Annotated in this window: 22 protein-coding genes; 15 read left to right on the top strand and 7 right to left on the bottom strand. The window is 59.7% G+C overall.

From position 1 onward, the window contains the following. Positions 1-100: 100 nt before the first annotated feature. Complete coding sequence (locus O9H32_RS07320; RefSeq protein ID WP_269865270.1) at positions 101-1438, top strand: MFS transporter; 1338 nt, start codon at positions 101-103, stop codon at positions 1436-1438. 136 nt (positions 1439-1574) lie between these two features. Next, positions 1575-2501 carry an NAD(P)/FAD-dependent oxidoreductase gene (locus O9H32_RS07315; RefSeq protein ID WP_269865269.1) on the top strand — a complete coding sequence of 309 codons (927 nt, stop codon included), beginning with the start codon at positions 1575-1577 and terminating at the stop codon, positions 2499-2501. A gap of 204 nt (positions 2502-2705) precedes the next feature. Here the strand turns inward: O9H32_RS07315 and O9H32_RS07310 are convergent, their stop codons facing one another. After that, positions 2706-3449 carry a DUF2161 domain-containing phosphodiesterase gene (locus tag O9H32_RS07310; protein WP_269865268.1) on the bottom strand — a complete coding sequence of 248 codons (744 nt, stop codon included), beginning with the start codon at positions 3447-3449 and terminating at the stop codon, positions 2706-2708. A gap of 231 nt (positions 3450-3680) precedes the next feature. Between O9H32_RS07310 and O9H32_RS07305 the strand changes: the two genes are divergently transcribed. From O9H32_RS07305 to O9H32_RS07280, 6 genes are all read left to right on the top strand, one after another. Continuing rightward, positions 3681-5135 carry a sn-glycerol-1-phosphate dehydrogenase gene (locus tag O9H32_RS07305; protein ID WP_269865267.1) on the top strand — a complete coding sequence of 485 codons (1455 nt, stop codon included), beginning with the start codon at positions 3681-3683 and terminating at the stop codon, positions 5133-5135. Positions 5136-5138: 3 nt separating this feature from the next. Continuing rightward, positions 5139-6806: a LytS/YhcK type 5TM receptor domain-containing protein gene (locus O9H32_RS07300; RefSeq protein ID WP_269865266.1), complete on the top strand. Its 1668-nt coding sequence runs from the start codon at positions 5139-5141 to the stop codon at positions 6804-6806. A 13-nt stretch (positions 6807-6819) separates the two neighbouring features. After that, on the top strand, positions 6820-7551 hold the full coding sequence (locus tag O9H32_RS07295; protein WP_269865265.1) for a LytR/AlgR family response regulator transcription factor: 732 nt from the start codon (positions 6820-6822) through the stop codon (positions 7549-7551). A gap of 122 nt (positions 7552-7673) precedes the next feature. Then, on the top strand, positions 7674-9758 hold the full coding sequence (locus tag O9H32_RS07290) for a carbon starvation CstA family protein (RefSeq protein ID WP_269865264.1): 2085 nt from the start codon (positions 7674-7676) through the stop codon (positions 9756-9758). After that, positions 9751-9954, top strand: a complete 204-nt coding sequence (locus O9H32_RS07285; RefSeq protein WP_269865263.1) for a YbdD/YjiX family protein — start codon at positions 9751-9753, stop codon at positions 9952-9954. Before O9H32_RS07290 ends, O9H32_RS07285 begins: the two co-directional genes overlap by 8 nt. Before the next feature lie 492 nt (positions 9955-10446). Continuing rightward, positions 10447-12342 carry a PrkA family serine protein kinase gene (locus O9H32_RS07280; protein WP_269865262.1) on the top strand — a complete coding sequence of 632 codons (1896 nt, stop codon included), beginning with the start codon at positions 10447-10449 and terminating at the stop codon, positions 12340-12342. Here O9H32_RS07280 and O9H32_RS07275 read toward each other — a convergent pair. The 3 genes from O9H32_RS07275 to O9H32_RS07265 form a co-directional block, all read right to left on the bottom strand. Further along, positions 12332-12553, bottom strand: coding sequence for a hypothetical protein (locus tag O9H32_RS07275; RefSeq protein WP_269865261.1), 222 nt, complete (start codon positions 12551-12553; stop codon positions 12332-12334). The genes O9H32_RS07280 and O9H32_RS07275 overlap by 11 nt on opposite strands. A gap of 107 nt (positions 12554-12660) precedes the next feature. Then, on the bottom strand, positions 12661-13668 hold the full coding sequence (galE, locus tag O9H32_RS07270; protein WP_269865260.1) for a UDP-glucose 4-epimerase GalE: 1008 nt from the start codon (positions 13666-13668) through the stop codon (positions 12661-12663). A 497-nt stretch (positions 13669-14165) separates the two neighbouring features. Beyond that, complete coding sequence (locus O9H32_RS07265; protein WP_269865259.1) at positions 14166-15725, bottom strand: ATP-binding protein; 1560 nt, start codon at positions 15723-15725, stop codon at positions 14166-14168. 430 nt (positions 15726-16155) lie between these two features. Between O9H32_RS07265 and O9H32_RS07260 the strand changes: the two genes are divergently transcribed. After that, positions 16156-16956: a class I SAM-dependent methyltransferase gene (locus tag O9H32_RS07260; protein WP_269865258.1), complete on the top strand. Its 801-nt coding sequence runs from the start codon at positions 16156-16158 to the stop codon at positions 16954-16956. On the opposite strand, the gene O9H32_RS07255 is transcribed toward O9H32_RS07260, so the two are convergent. After that, on the bottom strand, positions 16928-17116 hold the full coding sequence (locus O9H32_RS07255; protein WP_269865257.1) for a hypothetical protein: 189 nt from the start codon (positions 17114-17116) through the stop codon (positions 16928-16930). The genes O9H32_RS07260 and O9H32_RS07255 overlap by 29 nt on opposite strands. A gap of 216 nt (positions 17117-17332) precedes the next feature. Between O9H32_RS07255 and O9H32_RS07250 the strand changes: the two genes are divergently transcribed. The 4 genes from O9H32_RS07250 to O9H32_RS07235 all read left to right on the top strand — a co-directional run bounded on the left by O9H32_RS07250 (position 17333) and on the right by O9H32_RS07235 (position 23266). Next, the gene (locus O9H32_RS07250) at positions 17333-18709 is read left to right on the top strand and encodes an MATE family efflux transporter (protein ID WP_269865256.1); all 1377 of its coding nucleotides are present in this window, start codon (positions 17333-17335) and stop codon (positions 18707-18709) included. Between the two features lie 187 nt (positions 18710-18896). Beyond that, the gene (locus O9H32_RS07245; protein WP_269865255.1) at positions 18897-21086 is read left to right on the top strand and encodes a sensor histidine kinase; all 2190 of its coding nucleotides are present in this window, start codon (positions 18897-18899) and stop codon (positions 21084-21086) included. Then, positions 21058-21765, top strand: a complete 708-nt coding sequence (locus O9H32_RS07240) for a response regulator transcription factor (protein WP_269865254.1) — start codon at positions 21058-21060, stop codon at positions 21763-21765. Before O9H32_RS07245 ends, O9H32_RS07240 begins: the two co-directional genes overlap by 29 nt. Positions 21766-21943: 178 nt before the next feature. Next, positions 21944-23266 (top strand): globin-coupled sensor protein, encoded by a 1323-nt coding sequence (locus O9H32_RS07235; protein ID WP_269865253.1) that lies wholly within the window; start codon positions 21944-21946, stop codon positions 23264-23266. Positions 23267-23644: 378 nt separating this feature from the next. On the opposite strand, the gene O9H32_RS07230 is transcribed toward O9H32_RS07235, so the two are convergent. Both O9H32_RS07230 and O9H32_RS07225 read right to left on the bottom strand, forming a co-directional pair. Next, positions 23645-24178, bottom strand: coding sequence for a hypothetical protein (locus O9H32_RS07230; protein ID WP_269865252.1), 534 nt, complete (start codon positions 24176-24178; stop codon positions 23645-23647). A gap of 135 nt (positions 24179-24313) precedes the next feature. After that, the gene (locus O9H32_RS07225; RefSeq protein WP_269865251.1) at positions 24314-24979 is read right to left on the bottom strand and encodes a 3'-5' exonuclease; all 666 of its coding nucleotides are present in this window, start codon (positions 24977-24979) and stop codon (positions 24314-24316) included. A gap of 429 nt (positions 24980-25408) precedes the next feature. Here O9H32_RS07225 and O9H32_RS07220 point away from each other — a divergent pair, with 429 nt between their 5' ends. Together O9H32_RS07220 and O9H32_RS07215 are read left to right on the top strand one after the other, a co-directional pair. Then, entirely contained in the window at positions 25409-26275 is an 867-nt protein-coding gene (locus O9H32_RS07220; RefSeq protein ID WP_269865250.1) for a BglG family transcription antiterminator, read from the top strand. 20 nt (positions 26276-26295) lie between these two features. Further along, positions 26296-26805 (top strand): PTS sugar transporter subunit IIA, encoded by a 510-nt coding sequence (locus tag O9H32_RS07215; protein ID WP_269865249.1) that lies wholly within the window; start codon positions 26296-26298, stop codon positions 26803-26805. The last annotated feature ends 14 nt before the right edge of the window (positions 26806-26819 follow it).

Raw genomic sequence — 26819 nt, 5'->3', positions numbered from 1 at the left:
CGTTTAACAAAGGGAGAGGGCAGGAGTAGAATAGGGAGAAAGATACAATTGCAACGTTTCAACTCAGGGTGCTGGGGAGTAAGAAGAGAAACGGACTCTGATGGAGAGGGTGTATGGTGTGGGCAGGCTGTGGAGCAGGGCCAGGGAACGATGGAGCATGGGGCGGGAGGCGGTCCCGCTCGAGCGGAGGCTGTCGAAGGAAGCGGGAGTATCGCTGTTTATCCATTTTTGCTTCCAGTTCGGGGCATCCATGTCGGGCGTGTTCCTGACGCTGTACTTATGGCGTCTGACGCACAGCCTGGCGGTCAACGGCATGTATTATGCGGTAACCTATGCGGTGGCGCCGTTCGCCTTTGCGCTCGGCGGCTGGCTCATCAAGCGCAGGGACCGGATGGTCACCTACCGGCTGGGCATTGCGATGACGGCTGCGTTCTACCTGGGGGTGGTCTTCGCAGGAGAACGGGTGGCTGAGTATTATGTGATGTTCGCTATATTGAACGGCATCTCCAGCGCTTTCTATTGGGCCGGTTACTTGACCTTGATGTACGATGTATCGACAGAGGGCAACCGGATCCGTTATCTCGCCGTGAATACGGTGCTCTTCACACTCGGGGGACTGATCGGCCCGGCGCTCGCTGGCTTCCTTATCGCCCGTAATAACGGGCTTCAGGGGTACACGCTCGTCTTTGGGACTGCCTGTTTCATGTTCCTGCTGGCTACTGTGGTCTCGATGAGGATTCCGATGAAGCCTTCCCACCACAAAGCCTATTATCTGAGATTCGCGGGGCTGCTCATGCAGCGCAACCGTGCCTGGCTGAACTCCCTGTATGCCTTCGGCGTGATGGGCTTGTTCCAAGGGATGATGCTGTTCCTGCCGAACATCCTGCTCTTCCAGCTCGTAGGCCGGGAGGACCTGGTCGGTTACTTAGGGGTCCTGTATGCGAGCCTGTCTATTGGGACGAGCTTGTTCCTCTCCCGGTACGGCAGCGAGGAGAAGGCGGTGAGGTTCGTCGTGGTCTCGACCGCCGGATTTCTGATCGCTACCTTCTTCCTTATCTGGAAGATGACCTTGTTCACGGTCATTGCATTCATGGTGATCTACTCCGTCTGTGCGCCGCTCCAAGGCAATACGATCACCTCGTATTACTTCCGGATGATCGGCAGGCTGCCGCTGAAAGGCCAGCTGCGAGTAGAGTCGGTCGTCATGCGGGAGGTGTTCCTGAACGGAGGGAGGGTCGTCTCGATCCTGGCCCTGCTCGGCCTCATGAAGTACGCAGGCAGCGGGGCGCTCCCCTGGGTGCTCGCGGCAGCTTCCCTGCTGCAGATCGGTCTGGTGGGGCTGCTGAGCACTAAGGGAGCCGGCGGGGGGACGGGACGCTCTCCGGCCTTGTCCCCACAGAGGCCGACCCCGCGGGGGACCGCAGGTACCAAGCTCTAGAGCAAGAGAATAACGGCTTTCTCCGATTCCCGGAGAAGGCCTTCTTTTGTTTGGGGCCCGGCTGCGCAGGGTATGAAGGATGGAGAAGGTTGGGAAGCTATACTATTAACGAGCGAAGGGAAAGGAGCATAAGGCAATGTACGATTGCATCATTGTAGGCGGCGGGATAGCCGGGCTGCAGGCCGCCATTCAGCTGGGAAGGTACCGGCACAAGGTGCTGGTGATCGATAAGGAGCGGGGGCGCTCCGCCTTATGCGGAAACTATCATAATTTGCTTGGCTGGCCCGACGGCGTGTCCGGCCCCGAGCTTCGCGACCGCGGACGCCGTCATGCGGAAGCCTTGGGCGTCGAGTTCCTGGAAGAAGAAGTGATTGCTGCGGCGAAATCGGGGGACCGGTTCCAAGTGGCGATGGGAGGCAGCGGAGGAGCGATGCAAGGCTGCACTCTTCTCATCGCCACCGGTGTGATGGACCGTTTCCCGCCTCTCCCGGGTCTGGAGGAGCGTCTGGGGCGGAGCATCTACGTGTGCCCCGACTGCGACGGGTTCGAGGTCATGGACCGCCATGCGATCGTTCTCGGCTCCGGCGAAGCCGGCTCGGGCATGGCGATGGCCCTGAGCTACTGGACCGACCGGATCACCTATGTGAATCACGAGCGTACGGTGGTCGGGAGCGGCAAGAGGGAAGCGATGGAAGCCAGGGGAATCATATATATAGAAGAAGAAATCGAGGAAATCGTGGGCGGAGAAGAAGCTGCCTTCCATGGGGTACGGCTTAAGGACGGACGCATCCTGGAAGGGGACAGGGCCTTCATCGCATTCGGCGGCAACCGGGTCATGACCGACTGGGCGATGCCTCTGGGCATTGAGCGCCTCGAGAACAAGCACATCGTCACGGACCCCCGCACGAAGATGACCGGCGTTCCCGGCGTATGGGCGGCGGGAGATGTCGGCATCCATGCGGAGCAGACCAGCATCGCGATGGGGGAAGGGGCGCTGGCGGCGATCTGGATTCACAAGGACCTGGTTAAGCGCCAGAGACAGCTGGCGGCGGGGAAGCAATAGCAGCCGAAAAAGGCAGCAAGGATAACAGCAGCGGAGAGGACAGGCGGGGGGAAGGGCATGATGCCCTCTCCGGCCTGTTCCGTATGTTCTCAGACTGTAGGAGGGCAGCCGCCGCGGATAATAAGGGTAGGATGGGAGACAGGCGGGTGAGAACGCAGGATGGAGAACACCGGGCCTCCTGGCATGCTTTGCCTGGAAGGCGCTCTATCCCTGTATCGCATCCGCCGGAAGCAAGCCGTCAACTACATGCGCGAAGGTCTTCAGCGCTTCCTCTCCCTCCGGGCTCAGCGTATAGACACCCCGGTCCACGCGATGGAACCAGAGATAGTAATTCTTCTGGAGGATGGACGCCGCTTGGGCGTATCCGGTCAGGGAGCGCAGCTGCCTTGGGCTCATGGGGCCGAGCTCTCCGAGCAGGCCGGCCAAGTGCAGCGATTTCTCCCGGTAGGCGGTGACGAGCTTGCGCTTGGTGCTGCCGCCGATATTATAATCCGCCTTGCGCTCTTGGAATTCCTGGAGCAGCTTGCCTGCGGCGTATTTGCTGTGCCTTGGAGGAGCGGGGGAAGGATAGAGTGCACCGCCCTCGAGCGGATGGCATTCGACATCGACGCGGGGCTTTCTCGTCTTGTAGAACTGCACGGTGATCATGCCGAGCCCAAGCATGCTGCAGAGCTTGCGCAGCTCCGGCCAGGAAGCGCTGTGCGGCGCTTTGCCCTTGGCCGGCCGCTCGAACGCGACATAGACGGAGCGGGAGAGGCGCAGGCGGTCGATCCCCTGGAGCAGCAGGGGGATCGTGAAGCTGCGCTTGAGCTCGACGATCACGGGCGGCTCTTCGCCGCGGATAGCGACCACATCGCAGTGGCGCACTTCGCCGCGGACACTGTAGCCGAGCTCCTCCAGGTAGGCTTTCACCGGGGCATAGAGCTCCGTTTCGCTTTTGATGGCCACAGGGACCGCTCCTTTCCGTTCGACTTTTCTTCGACTTCTGTTCGACTTTTGTTCGCACAAGCCATTATAGCACAGATCTCCAAGGATAGATTTGGTATAATAGGGGAGTATGCGGGTTCGGGGCGGAAGGAAGGCTGCAGGAGAAAGCCGAACCGGATGCCTGCCGGATGAACTGCAAGAAGAGAGAACAGACCGCAGCCATTGCGGAATAGAGAGAGGAGCCGGATGAAGATGGATATGGAGCATGGCATACCACTGGAGCACACCGAAGGACTGGGGCTAGGGCAGGCGGGGGACATTGACCCTTGGCTCGGCCGCAGCTTCTACTGCGAGAGCTGCGGCAAGGACCACGCGGTGCCCATCCGCCGCGTGGTGATCGACCGCGGCGCGCTGGCGGTGCTGCCTTCTTATGCGCAGGAGCGGGGGCTCCGCTCGCTGCTGCTCGTGTGTGACCGGCGCACGGCCGAGGCCGCCGGGGAGGCGCTGCTGGAGCGCTGCCGGGAGGCGCAGCTCGAGGCCAAGCTGGTCGTGCTCACCGAAGACGAGCACGGGGAGCTCGCCGCGGACGAGCGCGCCATCGTGCAGCTGCTGCTGCACGTGGACGCCGCGTCGCAGGCGATCGTCGCCGTGGGCTCGGGCACGATCCACGATATCGTACGCTTCGCGGCGTTCAAGACAGACCGCGTGTTCCTCAGCGTGCCGACCGCCTCGTCGGTCGACGGCTTCGCTTCCGTAGGCGCGCCGCTCATCCTCGGCGGCTTCAAGCAGACGATCCCGGCCTGCGCCCCGGAAGCCGTCTTCGCGGACTTGGCGCTGCTCGCGGGCGCGCCGCAGGTCATGACCGCCGCAGGCTTCGGCGACATGCTCGGCAAGTATACGTCGCTCGCGGACTGGGAGCTCGGCCGCGTGCTGCTGGACGAGCACGTGTGCGAGCTTGCCGCGGAGATGACGCGCCAGGCGCTGGCGCGGTGCATCGACCATGTCGACGAGATCGCGGCCGGCTCCGAGGAGGGCCAGCGCCGTCTGATGGAGGGGCTCATCCTCTCCGGGATCTCGATGCTGATCGTCGGCCACTCCCGTCCGGCGTCAGGCGCGGAGCACCACCTCTCCCACTTCTGGGAGATGCGCTTCCTGCAGGCCCGCCGCCGGGCGCTGCTGCACGGCGCCAAGGTAGGCGCCGCAGCGGTGCGCATGGCGGGCTTGTATGCGCAGGCGGCGGAGCTGGACGCCGAGACGGTCCGAACGGCGGCTCTGCGGCGTCTGTGCGACCCGGTATTCTTGTCGCCTGCAGAAGCGGAGGCGGCGATCGCTCAGGCGTACGGCCCGCTGGCGGACCAGGTGCGCGCGGAGAATGCCGCGGAGCTGGAGCCCGCGAGCCGCGAAGCGCTGCTGCGGGGTCTCGGCGAGCGCCTCGCTTCGCGCTGGGACGCCGTGCAGGCCGTCTGCCGCAGCGTGCCGGCGCCGGAGCAGCTCGCGGACTGGCTCGGCCGGGCCGGCGGTCCGGTGACGGAAGCGGAGCTCGGCGTGGAGCCTGAGCTCGTGGAGCAGAGCCTGCGTTACGCGAAGTACGTGCGCAGCCGCTACACGATCCTGCGCCTGCAGGAGTGGCTCTCGGCCGTATCGTACGGCAGGGAGCATGCGGGCGTGGCGGTGCCGGCGCAGCAGCCGCTGCCGCAGACGGAGTAACCGATGTTTCATCTGCTGGTCGATATGCTGGAGCGGGTCGGGTTCCTGATCGCTCTGGCTTTTGTCTTCTCGCGGAGCCGGTGGATGAGAGGGTATATGAGCTATGGAGGGGACGGGAACTCTCCGTGGCGCTTCGTCCTCTTCTTCAGCCTGTATGCCGTGCTCGGCACCTATTCCGGCGTCGCGGTCACGGATTACAGCTACCGACCGGCACCCTGGATTGGCGACATCTCCGGCGCTTCGGCGATCGCCAACTCCCGGACGGTAGGCGTGGTGATTGCCGGTCTGCTCGGGGGGCCGTGGATCGGCCTGCTCGTAGGCGGCATCGCGGGCCTGCACCGCTACAGCCTGGGCGGGTTCGTCGCGGTCGCGTGCATGATCGCCCCGCTGCTGCAGGGCCTGCTGGCCGGGCTCTGCCGCGGAGCGCTTCGTAAGCGCTTGCGCAGAGCGTCGTCCTCAGCGGTCCGGCTGGCTTTCCTGGCAGGCCTGCTGGCCGAACTGCTGCAGATGGCGCTGATTCTGCTGCTGGTCCGCCCTTGGCACGATACGCTCAGTCTGGTCTCGCTGATCATCGGGCCGCAGACGGCGGCCAATTCGATCGGGGTCGCCTTGTTCTTCGTGCTCTATCAGACGATCGAGAGCGAGGAGGACCGGATCGGCACGGAGCATGCCCGCAAGGCGCTTCATATTGCGGATCTGACGATGCCCCTGTGGCGTCTTCCGTTCGAACAGGCTGTGGTGGAGGCCGCCCGGACGCTGAACCAGGAGACGAAGGCGGTGGGCGTCTCCTTCTGCCAGGGGAGCGAGGAGAGAGCCCATGAGGGGAGGAAGACAGCCCATTATATCGATCTTCCCTTAGAGCTGCAGAACAAGAAGAGACTGGGAGCATTCCGGCTGTACTATGAGCGGAGCAGGGAGGACAGCCCATCCCGCCGCCGGATGCTCCAGACGCTGGCGGGCTTGCTGTCGCAGCAGTATGCCTTCGTGGAAGCGGAGCGTCAGGCGCAGTTGCTCGCCGATGCGGAGATCCGTTCGCTGCAGGCGCAGATGAGCCCGCACTTCCTGTTCAACGTCCTCAATACGGTGAAGTCGTATATCCGGACCAAACCGGATGAAGCCCGGGGATTGGTCATGCATCTCTCCCGGTTCCTGCGGACCAATCTGAACAATTCTTCCCGAACGCTGGTAACGATCCGGGAGGAGATGTCGCTCGTCACCTCGTACTTGAGCCTGACCCAAGCCAGGCTCGGCGATCAGCTGCAGCTCGTGACGGAGATCGACGAGCGGGTGCTCGAGCGGCTCATTCCGCCGTTCACGATCCAGCCGCTGGTGGAGAATGCGATCCTCCACGGCACCCGCAACAGCGGCCGGCCGGGCCTCATCCGCATCGGCATCCGGGAGGCGTCATCCGGCGGCGGCCGGAGCATCGAAGTGACCGTGGAGGATAACGGCAGCGGGATGGACACCGGCGTATCCCGCACGGGAAGGGAGGAACACGCCGGCATCGCGCTCGAGAACATTGCCCAGCGGCTCGGGTACCATTACGGGACGGAGAAGCCGCTGGAGATCCGCAGCGAACCCGGGCGGGGGACGCGGATCGCCTTCCGTATTCCATGGGATGAGTCGAAGCGCGGGGACCGGACATGGAGCAAGGAAGCGCAGGGCCAATGAAAGGAGAGGGACTATGGGCTATACGGTGGTGATTGCGGACGATGAAGCGCCGGCGAGGGAGGAACTCGCTTACTTAACCGGGCAGACACCGGGCGTCGAGCGGGTTATTACGGCTTCGGGCGGTATGGAGGCGATCCGCCGGGTACAGGAGGAGCGGCCTGACCTGCTCTTCCTTGATATGGATATGCCGGACCTCAGTGGCAGGCAGGTCGCCGAGCTCCTGGCGGACCTGCAGCCGGGGCTTCGGATCGTATTCTCCACGGCATATGATCAATATGCCGTGGAAGCCTTCAGGCTCCGGGCTTTTCACTACCTGCTGAAGCCGTATGACGAGGAGGACGTGGCGGGGGTGTTCCGGGAGCTGCGCAAGACCGCTGCCCCCTTGCCGTATAGGGCCGCCTCGTCCGGCAGCAGTGTCAAGCTGGCCCTTGAGGTAGAGGGAGGCATCAAGTATGTCTTTCCGGGCGAGATTCTCTATATCGGCAAAGAGGGCAAGCATGTGCTTGTCCACAGCGGCGGGAGAGCTTATCCGGTCGCCTATACGCTGCAGGAGCTGGAGCAGAAGCTGGGGCCGCACGGTTTTTTTCGGTGTCATAAGAGCTATCTGGTCCGCCTCGCGGCTATCACCGAATTGAAGTCGTGGGTGAACGGCGCTTACGACGTGCGAATGGATGATGAGGCTGGCAGTACGGTGCCGGTAAGCCGTAATTATGTCAAGGAACTGCGTTATAAGCTCGAAATTTGACACGTTGGAAGGCGGCCGGGACATGTTGCGCCCGGAGCATTCCTTCGGAGGGAAAAACCGTTTATACTGGTAGATATATAATTGCAAACGCTATCAATACCAGATCTACGGAGGGGAATGCTGTGTCCAGAAGTGTAAAATCCATCATCTTATGGGGGCTCGTGTCCGTGCTTGGCGCTTTTGCGTTCGCTGCGGTAGCTTTGAACCAAGGCGAGACGGTCAACGCGCTGTGGCTGGTTGTTGCCGCCGTGTCCTGCTATGCGGTAGCCTACCGGTTCTATAGCCGGTTCCTGGCCCGCAAGGTGTTCGGGCTCGACGACAACCGGAAGACGCCGGCGGAGCTGAAGAACGACGGCAAGGACTATGTCCCGACGAACAAATGGGTGCTGTTCGGGCACCACTTCGCGGCGATCGCCGGAGCGGGGCCGCTGGTCGGTCCCGTGCTGGCCGCGCAGATGGGCTATCTGCCGGGAACGCTGTGGATCGTGATCGGCGTAATTCTGGGCGGCGCGGTACAGGACTTCGTGATCCTGTTCGCTTCCACCCGACGGAGCGGCAAATCGCTCGGCGAAATGATCAAGGACGAACTTGGCCCGGTGGCCGGCGCGATCGCCATGGTGGGTATCCTTGGGATCATGGTAATCCTGCTGGCGGTCCTGGCCCTTGTGGTCGTGAAGGCGCTGATCGGCTCTCCGTGGGGGATGTTCACCATCGCCGCCACGATTCCGATCGCCCTGCTCATGGGCATGTACATGCGCTATATCCGGCCGGGGAGAGTCGTGGAGGCTTCGATTATCGGTCTCGTGCTGCTGATGGGCTCCTTGATCGCCGGCAAATATGTGGCCGAGTCCGCGTATCTCTCCTCGATGTTCACCTTCAGCGGCGAAACGATCGCGCTGATGATGATTGCCTACGGCTTCATTGCTTCCGCGCTGCCGGTCTGGATGCTGCTCGCCCCGCGCGATTATCTGAGCACCTTCCTGAAGATCGGGACGATCGTTGGTCTGGCGCTCGGGATCTTCGTAGTCATGCCGGAGCTGGCAATGCCGGCCACCACCCAGTTCGTGGACGGCACGGGGCCGGTGTTCGCGGGCAATCTGTTCCCGTTCCTCTTCATTACTATAGCTTGCGGCGCGGTGTCGGGCTTCCATGCGCTGGTCTCCTCGGGCACGACGCCGAAGATGCTCGAACGCGAGTCGCATGCACAGCCGATCGGCTACGGTGCGATGCTCATGGAATCGTTCGTGGCCATCATGGCGCTCATCGCAGCCTGCGTCATCACGCCGGGCGCCTACTTCGCGATCAACTCGCCGGCGGCGGCCATCGGAACCGATGCCGTGCAGGCCGCAGCGAAACTGACATCCTGGGGCTTCACCATTACGCCGGATGATTTGACGGGCCTTGCGAAGGACGTGGGAGAGACCACGATTCTTTCCCGGACCGGGGGCGCACCGACATTTGCGATCGGCATGGCCCATATCCTCTCGGGCGTGATCGGAGGGAAGGCGCTGATGGCGTTCTGGTACCATTTTGCCATCCTGTTCGAAGCGCTCTTCATCTTGACGACGATCGACGCCGGTACCCGGGTCGGCCGGTTCATGATCCAGGAAATTCTCGGCAGTGCCTCGAAGCGTCTTGGCAATACCGAGTCGACGCTCGGCAACGTCATCGCCACCGCACTGTGCGTCGCAGGGTGGGGATACTTCCTGTATCAAGGCGTGGTGGATCCGCTCGGAGGGATCAACTCCTTGTGGGCGCTGTTCGGGATCGCCAACCAGATGCTCGCCGGCCTGGCGCTCATTCTCGGTTCGACGGTTCTGCTTAAGATGGGCAAGAAGAAATACGCATGGGTCACGCTTCTGCCAACCGTTTGGCTGCTGATCGTGACGATGACGGCCGGCTGGCAGAAGCTGTTCCATCCGCTGGCGAAGATCGGCTTCTTGAGCCATGCATCCCAATATAAGGAAGCGATGCAGGCAGACAAGCTGCTCGCACCCGCCAAGAACATGGGGCAGATGCAGCAGATTATCACCAACGATTATGTGGATGCCGCGCTGTGCGGGCTGTTCATGATCATCGTAGTGCTCGTGCTGTTGGCCGCCCTGCGCACATGGTATCGTGTATTGACCAAGGGACAGATGGAGATCCACGAGGCGCCTTACGTTCCGCGCGGAGGCGACGGCAGGGAGGCGACCACCTATGTTTGAACGCGTCAAAACCGTGCTGCAGTACCGTCAGCAATTCCTGGACCTGCTCGTCGGCGTACCGAACTATGAAACGTATGTGAAGCATATGCGGGAGAGCCATCCGGAGCTCCCGGTCCAGACGCGGGAGGCGTTCTTCCGCGAAGCCCAGGACGCCCGGTATAATGCCAAAGGCGGCAAAGTATCCCGCTGCTGCTGAAGACGGAGTGCGCAGGCAAGCGGCGGCGTATTCCGGCCTAATAAGCTAAGAGCACCTCTGAGGCAGCCGCCTCAGGGGTGTTTGTTATGAGCTTCCACGGGATGCCAGGGAATATATGGATGGTTGGCCGGCGCCCGATTCCTTTTATTGATTTTGTCTAAAATTTCGGGCAACTTCGTCCCTCTTCCTGCATAGGTATTTAATACACTTCAGATCTTGAAGAGGGTTGTAAAGTAACCTGACGCGCTGTCATCCATAGGAAACTCACGCCGATGCTGTCCAAGCAAGTACTGCCGCCGGTATCCACCACCGCAGCCGATGCCGTCTTTCCCTCAGCAGCTGCCGGAGACGACCCCAAGGCCATTTTGACAACAGATGTACAACAGCGGGTTGTCCCGGTCGTACCTGGGCGGATCTCCGCGGTACGGCTTCGGGCGGGCCGACGCTTTCGAAGTAGGTTTTGCTTGGCAAAACCCTTAGGAGGTTAGAATCATGAGCTTATTCAAAAAAATCGCCGACCACCGCACGGAAACCGAAAGACTGGCTTGGGTTGGGACCTTCGCCGAATATGTGGAGAAGCTCCGCGAGAATCCGCGTTTGGCCATGACGGCGCATGCACGGGTGTATGAGATGATTGCCTCGCAAGGCATCACCGAAGAGAACGGGCGCCGCTCGTACAATTTCTTCGATAAGGAAATCTTCGGCCTGGATTCCGCCGTAGAGAAGCTGGTGGAAGAATACTTCCACTCCGCCGCCCGCCGCCTCGAAGTGCGCAAACGGATCCTGCTCCTCATGGGGCCGGTCAGCGGCGGTAAATCCACGCTGGTAACGATGCTGAAGCGGGGGCTGGAGCAGTTCTCCCGGACCGATGACGGCGCGGTCTTTGCCATCCAGGGCTGCCCGATGCACGAAGAGCCGCTGCATCTCATTCCGCACGAGCTGCGTCCCGAAGTGGAGCAGGAGCTCGGGGTCAAGATCGAAGGCAACCTGTGCCCTTCGTGCCAAATCCGTCTCCGTGACGAGTACCGGGGACGCATCGAGGATGTGCTGGTCGAGCGGGTGCTGATCTCCGAGGACAACCGGGTCGGCATCGGTACGTTCAGTCCGTCCGATCCGAAGTCCCAGGATATTGCGGACCTCACCGGCAGCATCGACTTCTCGACCATCACCCAGTTCGGCTCGGAATCCGATCCGCGCGCCTACCGCTTCGACGGGGAACTCAACAAGGCGAACCGGGGGATCATGGAGTTCCAGGAGATGCTGAAGTGCGACGAGAAGTTCCTGTGGAACCTGCTTTCCCTGACGCAGGAGGGGAATTTCAAGGCCGGCCGCTTCGCGCTGATCTCCGCCGACGAACTGATTATTGCGCATACGAACGAATCCGAGTACAAATCGTTCATCGCCAACAAGAAGAACGAGGCGCTGCAGTCCCGGATGATCGTCATGCCGATTCCGTACAACCTCAAGGTGACGGAAGAGGAGAAGATCTACACGAAGCTTATCCAGCAGAGCGACATGAAGCATGTGCATATCGCCCCTCATTCGTTCCGTGCCGCAGCGATCTTCTCGATCCTGACCCGGCTCAAGGAGTCGAAGAAGCAGGGGATGGACCTCGTCAAAAAAATGCGGATGTACGACGGCGAGGAGGTCGAAGGCTACAAGGAAGCGGATCTGAAGGAAATGCAGAACGAGTATCTCGAAGAAGGCATGTCGGGGATCGACCCGCGGTATGTCATCAACCGGATCTCCAGCGCGCTGATCCGTCACGATCTCGAATTCATCAATGCCCTGGATGTGCTGCGGGCGCTCAAGGATGGGCTCGACCAGCATCCTTCGATCACGAAGGAAGAGCGGGAGCGGTACCTGAACTTCATCTCGGTCGCGCGCAAGGAATACGACGAACTGGCGAAGAAGGAAGTGCAGAAGGCGTTCGTCTACTCCTTCGACGAGTCGGCGAAGACCCTCTTCAACAACTACCTCGACAACATTGAAGCCTACTGCAACTGGGCCAAAATCAAGGATCCGCTCACCGGCGAGGAGATGGATCCGGATGAGCGCCTGATGCGGTCGATCGAGGAGCAGATCGGCATCTCGGAGAATGCCAAGAAGGCGTTCCGCGAGGAAATCCTGATCCGGATGTCCTCCTACTCCCGCAAGAATCGGCGGTTCGATTACAGCAGCCACGAGCGTCTGCGGGAGGCGATCGAGAAGAAGCTGTTCACCGATCTCAAGGATATCGTGAAGATCACGACCTCCACGAAGACGCCGGACGGCAACCAGCTCAAGCGGATCAACGAAGTTATCAAGCGTCTTGTGGAAGAGCACGGATACACGACATCTTCAGCGAACGAGCTTCTGCGCTATGTAGGCAGCCTGCTCAACCGGTAGAGAGGGAGCCCGCGAGTCCGTCTCCCGGTATGCCGAGCTCAAGGCGCCCATGGGTTGTCGCAGCCTCGACCTCATCCTCCGGCATGGAGGATTTTCTTTCTCCGTCCGCAGCGCCAGAGCGCTCTCTGCGTGGAGCGTTTGGCCGGGATCCGCGGAACGTCTGCTTGAGCAGCGAAGAGACCACGCAGGCACACACCAAAGAAGCCTCCATAACGGAGGCTTCTTTGGTGTTCTTGGGGCGTGTACGGCAGGCAGCTGCCGGACGAAGAGCTCATGCGCAGCCTCGCCTCCAAGCCCGCTGCGGATCTGCGGACGAGATCAATATCCGTTCGGGTTGCCGGACTGCCAGCGCCAGGCGTCGGCGCACATTTCTTCGATGCCGCGCTCGGCGGTCCACTGCAGCTGCTCGCGGGCTTTGGCCGGGTCGGCGTAGCAGATCGCTACATCGCCGGGACGGCGGTCGACGATGGCGTAAGGGACGGGCTGTCCGGAAGCCTGCTCGAAGGCACGGATGACCTCCAGCACGGTGTAACCTTTGCCGGTGCCGAGGTTATAGGCATCTACGCCGGTAGTGGACTGCACCTTCTCGACCGCCCGCAGGTGGCCTGCGGCCAGATCGCATACGTGGATATAATCGCGTACGCCCGTGCCGTCCCCCGTCGGATAGTCGCTTCCGAAGACGCGGAGCTCCTTCAGCTTGCCGACGGCAACCTGGCTGATGTAAGGCAGCAGGTTGTTCGGGATGCCGTTCGGATCTTCTCCGATCCGTCCGCTCGGATGGGCACCGATCGGGTTGAAGTAGCGGAGCAGGGCAATGCTCCAGGTGTTGTCGGAGACGTAGAGATCACGCAGGATTTCTTCGACGATGAGCTTGGAGCGGCCGTACGGGTTCGTGGCGGACAGGGGCGAAGACTCCGTGATCGGTACCTGCTCGGACATGCCGTAGACGGTAGCCGAGGAGCTGAATACCAGCTTCTTCACGCCGTGCTGCTGCATCGCTTCACACAGATTCAGTGTGCCGGTGATGTTGTTCTCGTAGTAGCGCAGGGGGAAGGCTACGGATTCGCCGACAGCCTTGAGGCCGGCGAAATGGATGACCGCTTCGATCTCATTCTCGGCAAAAATTCGGGCAAGGCCTGTCTTATCGAGCAGGTCCACTTCATAGAAGGGGAAGTCCTTGCCGGTGAGCTCGCGTACGCGCTGCAGCGAATCGGTCTTGCTGTTCGACAGGTTGTCTGCAACAACGATCGATCTTCCCGCCTGGAGAAGCTCAACGCAGGTGTGGCTGCCGATATAGCCGGCTCCGCCTGTGACTAGAATGGCCATGAATAGTTACCTCCGTTGGATTGTAGTGAGCGGGAATAGGCAGATACCCCATTGTCCCGGTAGGCAGGTACCTCCGGGCTTTCCCCACATATAAAGTGTAAGAAGAAACGGCGTAATACCCGATTATAACCTGAAGAGAGGTATGTGCCTATGCAGAAGAATTCGCCATCCGCGCCCGTTCCTGCCGGATACCGGCGGCCTTGGCACGGAGGCCCCATGGATGGGGTCCCCAATATGGATATCCGCACTATGGGTCCCCAATACGGGCCATGGGGAGGGGCGCCATGGATCGTGCCGCTGCCTGTTCCCGCGCCCGTTCCGTACTATCCGTATTCTCCATACCCGTAGGGTCCGTACCCGTACTATGGAGTGATACATCCACGTATCCGCCATACGTTAATCAGCCTGCATGCTCCTGCACGGGAACGGCAGGCTGATTGGCGTGCGGAAGAGGGGGGAGTGAAGGACATCGCCGGCAGAGGAGAGGGACTTCCTGTCTATACGGCCAGCGTTTCCCCCGGAACAACGGCGGGGAAGAAAATCTCGACGGTCGTTCCCTCCCCGGGGGAGCTGTAGAACTTCAGGCTGCCGCCGTGGTTTTCGACGATTTTGAACGTAACCATCAGGCCGAGGCCGGTTCCTTTTTCCTTCGTCGTATAGAAGGGCTCTCCGAGCCTCGGCAGACGGTCCTCCGGAATGCCGCATCCCTGGTCGGTGAACCGCATGAGCACCCTGCCGTCATCGGAGGAAAGGAAGGCGATGTGGATCTGTCCGCCTTCGGACGGCATGGAGTCTACGGAGTTGTTCAAGATGTTGATGAACACCTGCTTGATCTGATTCTCGTCACAGAGGATCAAGGGGAGGTCGGGATCGATATGCGTATGGATATCCACGTTATGTATCAAAGCCTGTGAGCCCATCAGCATGAGGGTATTCTGCAGGATAGCCCCGGGATCCTTCTTCAGAAACCGCACGGACTGCGGCTTCGCGATGACGAGAAATTCGCTGACGATAAAGTTGATGCGGTCAAGCTCCTCCATCATGATATCGAAGTAGTTGTCATAACCGCTGATCTTGCCCTGCAGCAGCTGGACGAAGCCCTTGAGGGATGTGAGCGGATTACGGATCTCATGCGCTACACCTGCGGCAAGCTGGCCGACAACGGACAGCTTCTCGGAGCGGATCAGCATCTCTTCGGCCCGCTTGCGGTCGCTGATGTCCTGTCCGATCATATAGACACCGGCAATCTGCTTGCCTACGAAGATCGGGAAATTCAGCACGCTGGCTTCTACGCCATACCCGTTCTTGTGAATGAAGGTAATCTCGTAGTGCGGCGTGGAGCCGTTAAGCGTCTCCTGAAAGTGCTGCAGCCATCTCCCGTAATGCTCGGGCGCAATGAGCCGTTCGATGGTCCCGTGCACCAATTCATTCTCCGGGTAGCCGATCACCTCGAACATAGCCGGATTCACGCTGGTCAGCAGGCCGTTCAGGTTCAGGGAACAGATGGGGTCGGGATTATGCTCGAAGAGGGATTTGTAGCGCAGCTCGCTCTCTTCAAGAAGCAGCTCGGCTTTTTTCTTCTCATACAGGGCTTTGATCATGGCATAGGACCGGGCGAACCGGTGGTCTTCTTCCTGCGCGAGCAGGGTCTCGAAGAGCTCGTCCCCTTCCGTGCTTGGAGGCATGCCCTTATCGAGTTCTTTCATCTTGCCGAGCAGGCTGCGGACGTTGGTGATATGCTCGCCATGAATCCACGCGGCGGAAGCGGTCTTATATCTGGGGGACGAACCGGAGCGGAGCGTAACGACACCTTTGCGGGGTTCGTACTCGGTCACGTGGTTCATATTGACCACGTTCATCTGGTCGATGAGCCGGAAGCCTTCCTCATACAGCCACTCCTCGAAAACTTCAAGCGAGGCGGCCCAGTAGTACTTGTCGGAAATGGTATGGATAATGAACTCCTTGTCCCGGATGCACTCGATCTTCACAACCTCATCAGACGGAATGATCGTGATATCGGAGTTCTTTTTATCGCGGATGACTGGAATTTTCTGCATATGATGAGATCACCTGCCTGTCGCATTCGATTTATTATAGCACGGATGCCAGGTGTGGAACAGTTGGACATCATATAAAAATTTCCAGTGGTCGGTGTGCGCATGAACCCAAGTAACCTCTACTTTCAATAAAGGAAGGCTTGGGCGTAAACCGCCGAAACTAAGTTTGGACTAGGTCAAGAGAAGGTACGTACAATGGGTGTCCTCCGCCATTCCCCCATCTGTGGAGCCAGGCTTTCAGTCCAGTCGGGGATTGCTCCTACGGGTCCATGCTCCCTAATTCTTTGGTTTCGCGGCAATAAGCAGGGAGGATCTTCTTCAGTGGGTTAAATTATAGGTAAAAACTATATAATACATTACTTTTATATATTGTACTTATAAGATAATCTGTAAGATAATTCAAAATATAAAAGCGAAGGGAATGGTTGGCATGGCGACAAACGGGGCTGGCAACTCATGGAACGCGGGTCATTACGACAATAAGATTGGATACGTATCCCGTATGGGCAGGAGTCTCATCGAATGGCTGAACCCGCAGGCGGGGGAACGCATTCTCGATATCGGCTGCGGTACAGGGGATTTGGCCGCGGAGATTGCGGGGAGTGGAGCGCATGTGAGCGGGATCGACAGCTCGGAAGCGATGATCGTACAGGCTGCGGCCAAGTATCCATCCCTGGACTTCCGGTGCGGGGACGCGCAGACCTTCCGGCTGCCAGACGGGGAGGCAGCTTACGATGCGGTGTTCTCAAGTGCGGCGCTGCATTGGATCCTGCGGCCGGGGGCCGCGGCCGAATCGATGTGGCTCGCCCTGCGGCCGGGCGGCCGGCTCGTCGTGGAGTTCGGGGGCAGGGGGAATATCAAGGCCATTTACCGGGGGATCTCCGAGGCGCTGCAGCCGTATGGGATCCGGGCGGAGGAGCGTAATCCCTGGTACTTCCCAAGTGTCGGCGACTATGCTTCGCTGCTCGAAGCCCAAGGATTCTGCGTCCGTACGGCGGAGCTGTACGACCGGCCGACGCCGCTGGGGGACGGGGAGCAGGGGCTGCGGAACTGGCTGGATGCGTTCGCGGGGATGTTCTTCACGGGGCTGACACAGGAGCAGCGGGAGGAAGCATACGCCCGCTGCGAGAGAATCGTGAGACCGGCGCTGTACGACGGCGGAGAATACACGGCGGATTACCGCCGGCTGCGGGTCACCGCGCTCAAACCGGAAGGGCGGACTCCTTCGTAAGGCGTGAAGGCAGACCTTCGGCCCGGTCCTCGAGCTGCTCCATCCGCTCTTCCATGTCGGACAGCCGGCGTTCGAGCTGCTCGAAGCGGATTCCGAGACCGGCATAGCGGCGCTGCAGCTCCTGCAAGTCACGGGTTACTTCTTTCAGCGGGTTGTCCATTCGGGTTCCTGCCCCCTTTCTGTCTAGCTTGTGGTCCCATAGAATTCGGAGCATCGGCGGAGTTTGGGGCCTTGCCCCGGTTCATTCCACAACATGGTCCGGTATCCTGTTCCTACTTGCGCCGGGGAAGTTACCAATTCCTGCTTGTTCGCCCGGAAGGTTTCAGGCACAATGGGAGGAGTTGTATATTTCTAGAGAGGAACGGGACCTTCCGCCATGCTGCGCCACTTTGCCGAATGGACCAAAAACTGGAGACTCATCCTGACCCTCGCCCTCCCCTCCATTATCTCGTTCGCTTCCGGTACGGTGACCGGAACGATTAACCTGATGATGGTCGGAGGAATGGGCGCTCTGGTCATCGCCGTCGTCGGCGTATCGAATATCATCGCTTATAACGCATGGGCGGCCTGCTCGGGCTTCGGCCACTCCGTCAACTATCTCGTGGCCCAGAATTACGGGGCCGGCCAGATGGATCAGGCGGTGCGCCGGACGTACATCGCGCTCTACGTGGGATTCGCTGTCGCCCTGCTTGCCGTGCTTGCCGGCTGGCTGGCCCCCGGTCTGCTCCTGAAGCTGATGGGCGGTTCGGCGGAGCTGGTGGCGGCAGGCTCAGACTACCTGCGGTTCCGGCTGTTCGCTGTCGCCTGCTTTACCTTGAGCTTCATCCTGCACGGTTTCTTCCGGGGCATCGGCGATACGCGGACCCCCATGGTGATGACGATTGCGGCGAATGCGGCTATGATTTTCTTCACGTATACGCTCACCTACGGACACTGGGGCCTGCCTGAGCTCGGGCTTTCCGGGGCGGGGCTGGCCGTTCTCCTCGGTGAAGCGCTGGGCCTGCTCGGCAGCGCTTACGTATACTTCGTCCGTCTGCACGCCCGTTACGGAACGAGACGAAGGGTGACCGTCGACCGGGCGGAAGCCCGCCTCCTTATCGGCGAGAGCGGCAAGCTTGGGGTCCAGGAGCTGGCGATGTCGCTGGCCATGTTCGTATTCACAATGTTCATCACACATCTCGGAACCGAAGCGCTCGCCGCCAACGAGATTGCGCTGAACGTCATGAGCCTCGGGTTCATGCCGGCCTTCGGCTTCGGCGCCACGGCCACGATTCTGGTCGGCCAGGAGATCGGGCGCGGGAATCCGCTCGGTGCCAGACGGATGGGCGGGGACGTCGCCGTGCTCGGCAGCTTGTTCCTGCTGGTGCTGGGTACGGCCGAGCTGGTCTTCTCGGTCGAAGTCGCCCGGCTGTATACCGGGGATGCGGCGGTCTACGAGCTTGCCGGCAGGCTGATTATGGCCTCCGCCTACCTTCAGCTGTTCGACGGGCTGCTGAATTATTATGCGGGCGCTCTGCGGGGCGTCGGTGACACGACCTTCCTGCTTCGCGTTTCGCTGGTTCTGAACTGGCTGCTCTTCGTTCCTCTGGCTTACGGGCTTACCTTTGTGGCGGGGCTCGGTAGTATGGGCGCCTGGTTCTCGCTGTATGCTTTTTTGGCTGCATTCGCCTTGGCGCTGTGTATCCGGTTCTACCGGACGGATTGGCTTTCGGTTACCGCCAAGCAAAGCGGCGGCAGCGGGACGCCGGTCTGAAGCCCGCACTTATTCCCTCTGCAGGAAGAAGCTTATGCTTCCGGCTGTAAGAGGGGTTCTTTGCGTTTGGTTGTTGTTTTTTGAAGGAATTTACAAAAAAGCATCGAATTATGATACCAATGGTTGGAAAAGGTCCCGCTGGTTACGCCATGCGATAGAATACGCTGGAGGGAGTTGAACGAGCCGCATGTTCAGCAGGACCTTAAGGCCTTACGTTGCCATCGCGCTTCTGGCGGCCCTCTTCATCGGGTTGGTCTGGACGGGGAGGCTGCCGGTTTGGCGGGAGGATGATGCCCCGGCCAAAGCCCGGCAAGGCGTGCTGGTCTTGGACGAAGCCGAAGCGCTTCGCCGGGGCGGCGTGCCCCTGAGCGGGGAGTGGGAGATGTACTGGGGGAAGCTGCTTACCCCGGAAGACTTCCGGGAATCGGGTCTCCGGCCGGAAGAATACGCCGTACTTCCCGGCACCTGGAAGGGCATGCCGTCCCCGGACGGAGAACGGCCGGGGCAAGGCTACGCCACCTATCGGCTGCGTGTACTGCTTCCGCCGGGTACAGACGACCGCACGCTGCTCGCAATGCGGATTCCGCCCGTGAACAGCGCCTACCGGCTGTGGGTCGGAGGGACGGCTGTCGCTTCGGCCGGTACGGTCGGAGTCTCCGGGGCTGCCTCGAGACCGCAATATGCACAGGCGATGGCGGTCTTCCATCCCCAAGGCGGCGAACTGGATATCGTGTTTCAGGTCGCGAATTTCGCCCATGCCAAAGGCGGCCTCCGGCAGGCCATCGAGCTTGGGGATATGACGCCGGTTCACCGGTCGGAAGACTTGGCCGTAGGCTTCGATGCGCTGTTGATCGGTTCCCTGTTGATTATGGGACTGTACCATCTTGGCTTGTATACGGCGCGGCCCCAGTCCTGGTCGATGCTCTATTTCGGAGCCTTCTGCCTTCTCTACGCCCTGCGGATGACATTGCTCGGCGAAGTGCTGCTCGTCAAGGTGTTCCCCGGGCTTACCGGCGAACTGCAGCTGGAGCTCGAATACTTGACGGCCGCTGTCTCTCTGCCGCTGTTTATCCAATACATCACCCATTCGTTCCCGGAAGAAAGCTCTCCGCGCCGCACGCTGCTGTTTATGCTGCTGCCGGCCGCCTACGCCGTACTGGTGATTCTGCTGCCCCCCGTGCTGTACACTACTACTTTGATCGTGCTGCAGCTCATCATTTGCGGCGGTTCTCTTTATATCATCTCGATTGTCGCCAAAGCCGCCGTCCGGCGCAGGGCCGGTGCGCGGGTTCTACTGTTCACCTGCCTGCTGTTCTTCGCCACCGTCATCAGCGATATGCTCTACGCCCATGAGCTCGCTGTGTCCCGGGATACGCTGTCGGCCTTTGGTCTGCTGTTCTTCGTCTTCTCCCAGTCCGTACTTCTCTCTATCAAGCTCTCCCGCACCTATGTCCAGGAAGAGCAGCTGACCGCCGCGCTCACGAAGCTGAACAGCGGCCTGCACAGCAAGGTGCTCGAGAGAAGTGCCGAGCTCGAAGCCGCCAACGGGGAGCTCGTACGCAAGAATGAGGAGCTGTCCCGCCTGGAGACTTCCCGCAGCAGGCTGCTCAGCAATATTTCGCACGATTTGGGTACGCCGCTCACGACCATCCGGTGCTACCTCGAAGCCATATTGGACGGGATGGTCGATTCGGAAGAGGAGAGAGAGCGGTATGTCCGCCTCATCCACAGCAAGGTGCTCGGCATGGACCGGCTTATCGAGGATCTGTTCCAGCTCTCGCAGCTGGAAGCGGGGCAGGTCAAGTTCAAGCTGGGTCGGATCTCGATCAACCATCTGGCTTCCCTGCTGTTCGGCAGGTACGAGCTCGATGCGCGCAATGCGGGGATCGCTTATGAGTTGACGGTGAAGCGTACCGGTGAGGCTGCGGACAGGGATGCTTATGGAATCGTAGAGGCGGACCTGGACCGGCTTCATCAGGTGTTCAGCAATCTCATCTTCAATGCGATGGGATTCATGGCCAGCGGCGGCCGGATCGGGGTGCTCGTGACCGACGACGGGCACGAGATGCGCTGCAGCGTCCGGGACACCGGCCGCGGCATCCATCCCAAAGATCTGCCGTATGTATTCGAGAGGTATTACTCCGGCCGGGCTTCCCGCGGCAAAACCAGCGGAGGTCTCGGCCTGTCGATATCCAAAGAAATCGTGGAGGCTCATGGCGGCCGCATCTGGGTCGAGTGGTCCGAACCGGACAAGGGGACCGTTATCACGTTCACCCTTCCGGTCACCGGGACGGACGCGCTTAGGTATGCAGAAGAAAAAAGTATGAAGACAAGTGGTGGTGAACTTCATGTCAGGACAAACGATACTGCTGGTTGAAGATGACAAGGAGATCGGCGAGATTATAAAAAAATATCTGGAGCGAAACGAATACCGGGTCGTCTGGTCCCGGAGCGGGGAGGAAGCGGTGGCCTTGGCCGCCCGTGAGCGGCCGGATCTGGCGATCCTCGACGTGCTGCTGCCGGACCGAAGCGGATTCGAGATCTGCAGGGAGCTGCGGGAGATTACCTCGGCGCCGATTCTGTTTCTGAGCTGCAAGAAGGAGGAGGAAGATAAGATCAACGGACTGAACCTGGGAGGGGATGATTATATTACGAAGCCGTTCTCCCCGAATGAGCTCGTTGCCCGGGTGCGGGCGAACCTCCGGCGGCCCCGGTTGGCCGGGGATGGGGACCCGAGCGGGATGAAGATACAGGTAGGCCCCATCGGCATCGACCGGCTGTCGAGGTCGGTCACGGTGGAAGGGCGGGCAGTACCGCTATCGCGCAAGGAGTTCGATCTGCTGAGCTTCCTGGCCTTGAGCCCGGACAAGACGTTCACGCACGAGGAGCTGTTCCGCGAGATCTGGGGGCAGGAGTGCTTCAATGACTCGCGCACCATTATCGTACATATCAGCAATCTGCGGAAGAAGATCGAACCGGATCCGGCCGCTCCCCGATACATCATCAACGTGCATGGGGTCGGATACAAATTCGTGCGGGCGGTACCCGAGCTGTAGCCCGACTTGGCGGTGCCGCGATGGTAATCAAATGCGGGGTCTCCCCTCTAACATGTACCGCTCCTCCTGCCGATATTCTCCGTATACAATATGACGGTCCCGCGCATCCCCTTCGGTGCCTTGGAGCAGGAGCGCCAAGGGAGGGCGGCTGCGGGTGATGTCAACAGGAGGAGCCCCAATGAGCAAATGTCCATTCAGCACGGTGGCCGGATGGTTCGGATGGAAGAAGGATTCGAAGCCGGCGCATCACGATCTATTCCTGAAGCAGGATCAGATGAGCCGGCTGCCGGTTGCTTTCTCGCTGAACGACCGCGAGCTTGATGCCCAGCTGAACATGATTCAATTCACCGAGCAGGATCTGCGGGTGATCAAAATGGTTCAGCCGCTGATGGCCGGGCAGATCGACTGGATCGTGCAGCAGTTCTATGATGCTGTATTGAAGGTCGGCAAGCTCGAGCAGATCATTAGCGATAACAGCTCCGTGGAGCGACTGCGCCAGACGCTGAAGGTTCATTTGACGGAGCTCTTCAGCGGTCAGATCGACCGGAGCTTCATCGAGAAACGGATCAAGATCGCACTGATTCACCAGCGGATCGGTTTGGAACCCAAATGGTATATAGGCGCGTTCCAGAATCTGCAGAATGCTTTCCTGAAAGTCATTCAAACGCATGTGCAGGACCGTGAGGAGAGCATTGTGATCTCCGGGATCGTGACGAAGCTGCTGAATTTCGAGCAGCAGCTGGTGCTCGAAGCTTACGAGAAAGAAAATCTGCGCCAGCGCGAGCTCGAGTATGAGCGCTACCGCACTGATCTGCGCACGATTAGCGAAGAGTTATCCCAAGTGACGGAACTCAGCAGCCATTCGGTGGAAGGGCTTATCGCCAGCAGCGGGGATATGAAGGAAGCGCTGGAGCAGACCGTACAGCAGTCGAAAGCCAGCCAGAGTCTGGCCGGTAGCGGCCAGGAGCGTCTGAATTCGCTGGAGACCAAGATCCATGCGATCCATGACCGGGCGGATCACATGCAGGAGACGATCGGCCAGCTCAGCGAGCTGACGGGCCAGATCAAGGAGATCGTGACGATCGTGCAGGACATCGCGGAGCAGACGAACCTGCTGTCCTTGAATGCAGCGATCGAAGCGGCACGCGCCGGCGAGCACGGCAGAGGCTTCTCTATCGTAGCGGATCAGGTGCGCAAGCTCTCGGAAGACACGAAGAGCACGCTGACCCGGATCGGGGATATTGTGTCGCAGTCCGACAAGTACAACACCAATGTGGTACGTTCGATCAGCGAAGTGCAGCAGGTGGTGGAGACCTCCCGCAAAGAAGCGGCGGAAGCCCGCCGGGTATTCATGGGGATTATGGATTCCATGCAGAACAATATCGACCGGACCGTGCATATGGAGTCCGAGATGGATACGTTGGAGCATGTGGTGCGCGAGATTGGCGGAGCGGTAGGCAAAGTAGCTGCTTCCGCGGAGACGCTGCGCGGCCGCGCATAAGTTCAGCGTCAAGAAAAGCGACGGAACGCCAAAAGGCGGGAGCCCGCTGCAGCCGATGAATTGTCGGTCTGCAGCGGGCTCCCGCCTTTGTATATGGATGCGAACCGGATAGGAGGCGTAGAAAGAAGACGGGGACGGGGCGAATTATTTTTTGAAGTTGAAGTCCGTCAAAGGTAATCAGGTGCAGGCGTAAGACGTGATCCGTTACCCGTGGGCTCATGGATTCCGCTCTTGGGAAGGTATAGATTTGTTTGTATCCGACAAACAACAAACGGCTGCCCGCACTCTCCCGTTTCTTCTGCCGGTTGTCACCGGCTCCCAAGCCCGGAGGGAGTCCGTCCGTTCTTCGGAGCCGGCGGCAAGCACGGCCCTAGCCCATTAGCCCATGTAAGCCGAGGCATCAAAAGGCACCTTGTGGGCATGATTCGATTGTTCGATGAGGGAGGACAGCTTCACGGCCTCGCGTTCTTTCTTCTGGGCCGCACGGCTGTAAGCCTCCGGATCGTACAGGGCAACGGTGAAGAGAGTCCGGCTGCTGTCCCCGTGTCCGCCCCGCGGCATATGCCTCTCGATCTTCTTGTTCGAGCCCAGCGGGATCAGCATGTTGATCTCGGCACGGGTCTGCTTCGCGAGTTCGATCGCTTCAAGCACGGTGAGATCCCGGTCGTTCCAGCGGATCGTATGCGTAATATTGGCCTTCGCGATCAAGACGTCCAGCGTCCGGTAATCCGCGGCGGTTTTCTCCAGCTCTTCGGTGATCAGGTCTACCGTGCGCGTTGGATACTCCGCCTGCTCGCCTTTCTCGATGACCGTCGTGCTGTTCATCATCCGCTCCTGCATCAGACTTTGCATTCTCCGGGAGATGGCGGCCCGTACGCTTAGGGCTTCCGCCATCGTTATGTATTCCTGCATGCTTTTCCTCCTAGGGTGTAGATGCTTCTAGAGACGCAGGAGGGGGATTAAAGGTTGCAGCCGGCAAAGGAAAATAGCGAAAAAAACCTGTCCTAGGGGACAGGTTTGGGGAACAAGGGAAACCAAAGGGAATGCTCAGGACGATGTTCCGGTATCCAGCAGTTTGGCCAGGGCGCCAAAAGGATTGTGGGAAGCCTCGCCTTCGGAATACACGAGTTCCGTGGAATAGAGCAGCTCTTCGGAAGCCAGGTTCCGCTCCAGTTGGAAGGTGGCATACCGCTTCACGAAGACCTGGGCCGTATTATAAGCATCGTCGAGCGCCCGGTGCTGCTGGCCCTGCAGCGTGATTTCCTCGATCTCCAGCGCGCGCTTCAGCCCCACCTGCTTGTAAACCTCGGGGTTGATCATCCGGGAATACTGGCTCTGCAGATTGTTGTGATTGCGGATCCAATCGAGTTCCATCTGCAGTTCGCGGGTTTGGCGCAGAAGCTGCATCTTGTCGTCGGGACCCCAGGAGCACAGATAGTAATCCTCTTCGCCCATCCAGGCGGTGAATGCCTTGACGGCTTCCCGGAATTGCGGGGCACCGGCCACATCTTCCTGCCGAATGCCGGTAAAGGAGACGGTAGAAGGGGTGAGCGTAGGCTGCTTGGTTGGCTTCACGAAGGTTTGGAAAGTGTCGATAATGGCGGCCGCGCCGTCCACTTCCTTCACCCGGACAGCTCCGATCTCGATGATCTCGGCGATCTGGTGCTGTTTGCGCTGCACCGTGAATTCCAAGTCGTAGATGATGTACTGCATGGGGTGTTCCTCCGCTTTTCTGTATAGTAAATGCTGCTGACATGACAGGGAATGAATGAGTGACTTGTCTTCGGTTAGCGGGCAAAAGCCTATTTCATTGTGCCATAAATAGGCCCAAAAGGGAATGAGAAATTCAGGTCGGCATAGAGGCCCCGGAGCGGTTCGCGAGTGAGCAGACCGGCAAAGAACGATGGGGGCTTGGGGGAGGCAATGGAGTATTTTATCCCCTGAATAATAAAAAAGTATCCCTATTGACTAATCGGCGCCTTATCCTTTATGATGACATTGTAATCGAATACATTTGGCGTGTTACCGATTAAAGGGCATGAGCCAGGAAAAGACTATGGAGTAGAATCCGTCTTTTTTCTGGCTCTTTTTGTTGTTTCCGCATCCAGAACATCCACATCTGTGAAAGGTGGTGTGACAACCTTGACAACGAACCGTCCGCTGAGAATCGAGAGGGTCATCAGCAATAATGTGCTGATGGCGCTTGATCCCGAAACCGGCAAAGAATGCGTGCTGCTCGGCAAAGGCCTTGGTTTTGCCTCAAAAGGAAGCGGAACCATCGAGTCTCAGGATCCGCGGATCGAGAAGCGGTTTCGCCTTGATGACCGCGAAGAGCTCAGCGAGTATCAGAAGCTGCTTGAAGGCATTGATCCCGATGTGATTGCGATCTCCGAAAAAATTATAGACAGTATGCGAGGACAATTCGAGCAGCCGGTCAATAATAAAGTATACTTTGCGCTCCCGAGCCATATCCAATTTGCCGTCTACCGGCTGCGCAACGGGATGGATATCGTCAATCCGTTCCTTCAGGAGACGCAGATGTGCTTCCCGAAGGAATACGAGATTGCTCGCAGCGCAGCGGAGACCATCTCCACGCGCTTCGGGATTGACGTGCCGGAGGATGAGATCGGCTTCCTCGCCTTCCACGTGCATTCGGCCGTCTCCGATGTGTCGGTCGGACATCTCGTCAAGATGTCCAGTCTGGTCGGCGAGCTGGTCGAACAGGTGGAGGAGAGACTCGGAGGACGCATGTCCAGGGACAGCATGGATTACATCAGGCTGGTCACCCATCTGCGGTCGGCCGTCGACCGGATTGCCCAGAAGAAAGCCGTGCCGAATCCCTTCATGCGGAGCTTTCAGGAGGCGTATCCCCGCGAATATCTCCTGGCTTCGGAACTCGGAGAGCTCATTCAAGAACGGCTGGGCGAGGATGTGCCCGAGGATGAGATCGGCTACATGGTGATGCACCTGTACCGGCTATTTTTAACCTGTGCACCGCCGCAGCGCTAACTTATAAGGAGGAACAAACCATGTTATCGAAATTGTTTGGTGGCAAGAGTAAAGCGAACGTGCTTGACATCGCCTCGCCGTTGTCAGGCTCGGCCGTTGCGCTGAGCCAGGTGCCGGATGCGGCCTTCGCGGAAGGCCATATGGGCGGAGGACTCGCGATAGAACCTTCTGAAGGCAAGCTAGTGGCGCCGTTCGACGGAACCGTGGCCCATCTCATCAAAACCCGCCACGCTCTGATCCTCGAGCATGCTACCGGCGTCCAGGTCCTGATGCATATCGGCATCAATACGGTAGCCCTCAAGGGGGAAGGCTTCAACGCGCTCATAGCCAGCGGCGATACGGTGAAGGCCGGACAGACGCTCATCGAGTTTGACATGGAGGCGATCCGGGCGGCAGGTTATCCGCTGATCACGCCGGTTGTCATGGCGAATCAAGAAGAAGCTGTCGCTGGCCTCGAGGTGGTCAAGATGGGAGCCGTTCAGGCCGGGGATACGGGGATCCTTCGTGTGACCGTCAAGCCGCAGACGTAGACCGGACTTTATTC

It is taken from the genome of Paenibacillus caseinilyticus, from assembly GCF_027533645.1.
Taxonomy (GTDB): domain Bacteria; phylum Bacillota; class Bacilli; order Paenibacillales; family NBRC-103111; genus Paenibacillus_G; species Paenibacillus_G caseinilyticus.
This window is presented reverse-complemented; position numbering and strand designations above follow the sequence as displayed.

Excerpts from the sequence above, each read along its gene's own strand:
- O9H32_RS07320 (WP_269865270.1), top strand. The coding sequence starts at position 101 with ATGGAGAGGGTGTATGGTGTGGGCAGGCTGTGGAGCAGGGCCAGGGAA.
- O9H32_RS07315 (WP_269865269.1), top strand. The coding sequence starts at position 1,575 with ATGTACGATTGCATCATTGTAGGCGGCGGGATAGCCGGGCTGCAGGCC.
- O9H32_RS07305 (WP_269865267.1), top strand. The coding sequence starts at position 3,681 with ATGGATATGGAGCATGGCATACCACTGGAGCACACCGAAGGACTGGGG.
- O9H32_RS07300 (WP_269865266.1), top strand. The coding sequence starts at position 5,139 with ATGTTTCATCTGCTGGTCGATATGCTGGAGCGGGTCGGGTTCCTGATC.
- O9H32_RS07295 (WP_269865265.1), top strand. The coding sequence starts at position 6,820 with ATGGGCTATACGGTGGTGATTGCGGACGATGAAGCGCCGGCGAGGGAG.
- O9H32_RS07285 (WP_269865263.1), top strand. The coding sequence starts at position 9,751 with ATGTTTGAACGCGTCAAAACCGTGCTGCAGTACCGTCAGCAATTCCTG.
- O9H32_RS07280 (WP_269865262.1), top strand. The coding sequence starts at position 10,447 with ATGAGCTTATTCAAAAAAATCGCCGACCACCGCACGGAAACCGAAAGA.
- O9H32_RS07275 (WP_269865261.1), bottom strand. The coding sequence starts at position 12,553 with ATGGAGGCTTCTTTGGTGTGTGCCTGCGTGGTCTCTTCGCTGCTCAAG.
- galE (WP_269865260.1), bottom strand. The coding sequence starts at position 13,668 with ATGGCCATTCTAGTCACAGGCGGAGCCGGCTATATCGGCAGCCACACC.
- O9H32_RS07265 (WP_269865259.1), bottom strand. The coding sequence starts at position 15,725 with ATGCAGAAAATTCCAGTCATCCGCGATAAAAAGAACTCCGATATCACG.
- O9H32_RS07260 (WP_269865258.1), top strand. The coding sequence starts at position 16,156 with ATGGCGACAAACGGGGCTGGCAACTCATGGAACGCGGGTCATTACGAC.
- O9H32_RS07255 (WP_269865257.1), bottom strand. The coding sequence starts at position 17,116 with ATGGACAACCCGCTGAAAGAAGTAACCCGTGACTTGCAGGAGCTGCAG.
- O9H32_RS07250 (WP_269865256.1), top strand. The coding sequence starts at position 17,333 with ATGCTGCGCCACTTTGCCGAATGGACCAAAAACTGGAGACTCATCCTG.
- O9H32_RS07245 (WP_269865255.1), top strand. The coding sequence starts at position 18,897 with ATGTTCAGCAGGACCTTAAGGCCTTACGTTGCCATCGCGCTTCTGGCG.
- O9H32_RS07240 (WP_269865254.1), top strand. The coding sequence starts at position 21,058 with ATGTCAGGACAAACGATACTGCTGGTTGAAGATGACAAGGAGATCGGC.
- O9H32_RS07235 (WP_269865253.1), top strand. The coding sequence starts at position 21,944 with ATGAGCAAATGTCCATTCAGCACGGTGGCCGGATGGTTCGGATGGAAG.
- O9H32_RS07230 (WP_269865252.1), bottom strand. The coding sequence starts at position 24,178 with ATGCAGGAATACATAACGATGGCGGAAGCCCTAAGCGTACGGGCCGCC.
- O9H32_RS07225 (WP_269865251.1), bottom strand. The coding sequence starts at position 24,979 with ATGCAGTACATCATCTACGACTTGGAATTCACGGTGCAGCGCAAACAG.
- O9H32_RS07215 (WP_269865249.1), top strand. The coding sequence starts at position 26,296 with ATGTTATCGAAATTGTTTGGTGGCAAGAGTAAAGCGAACGTGCTTGAC.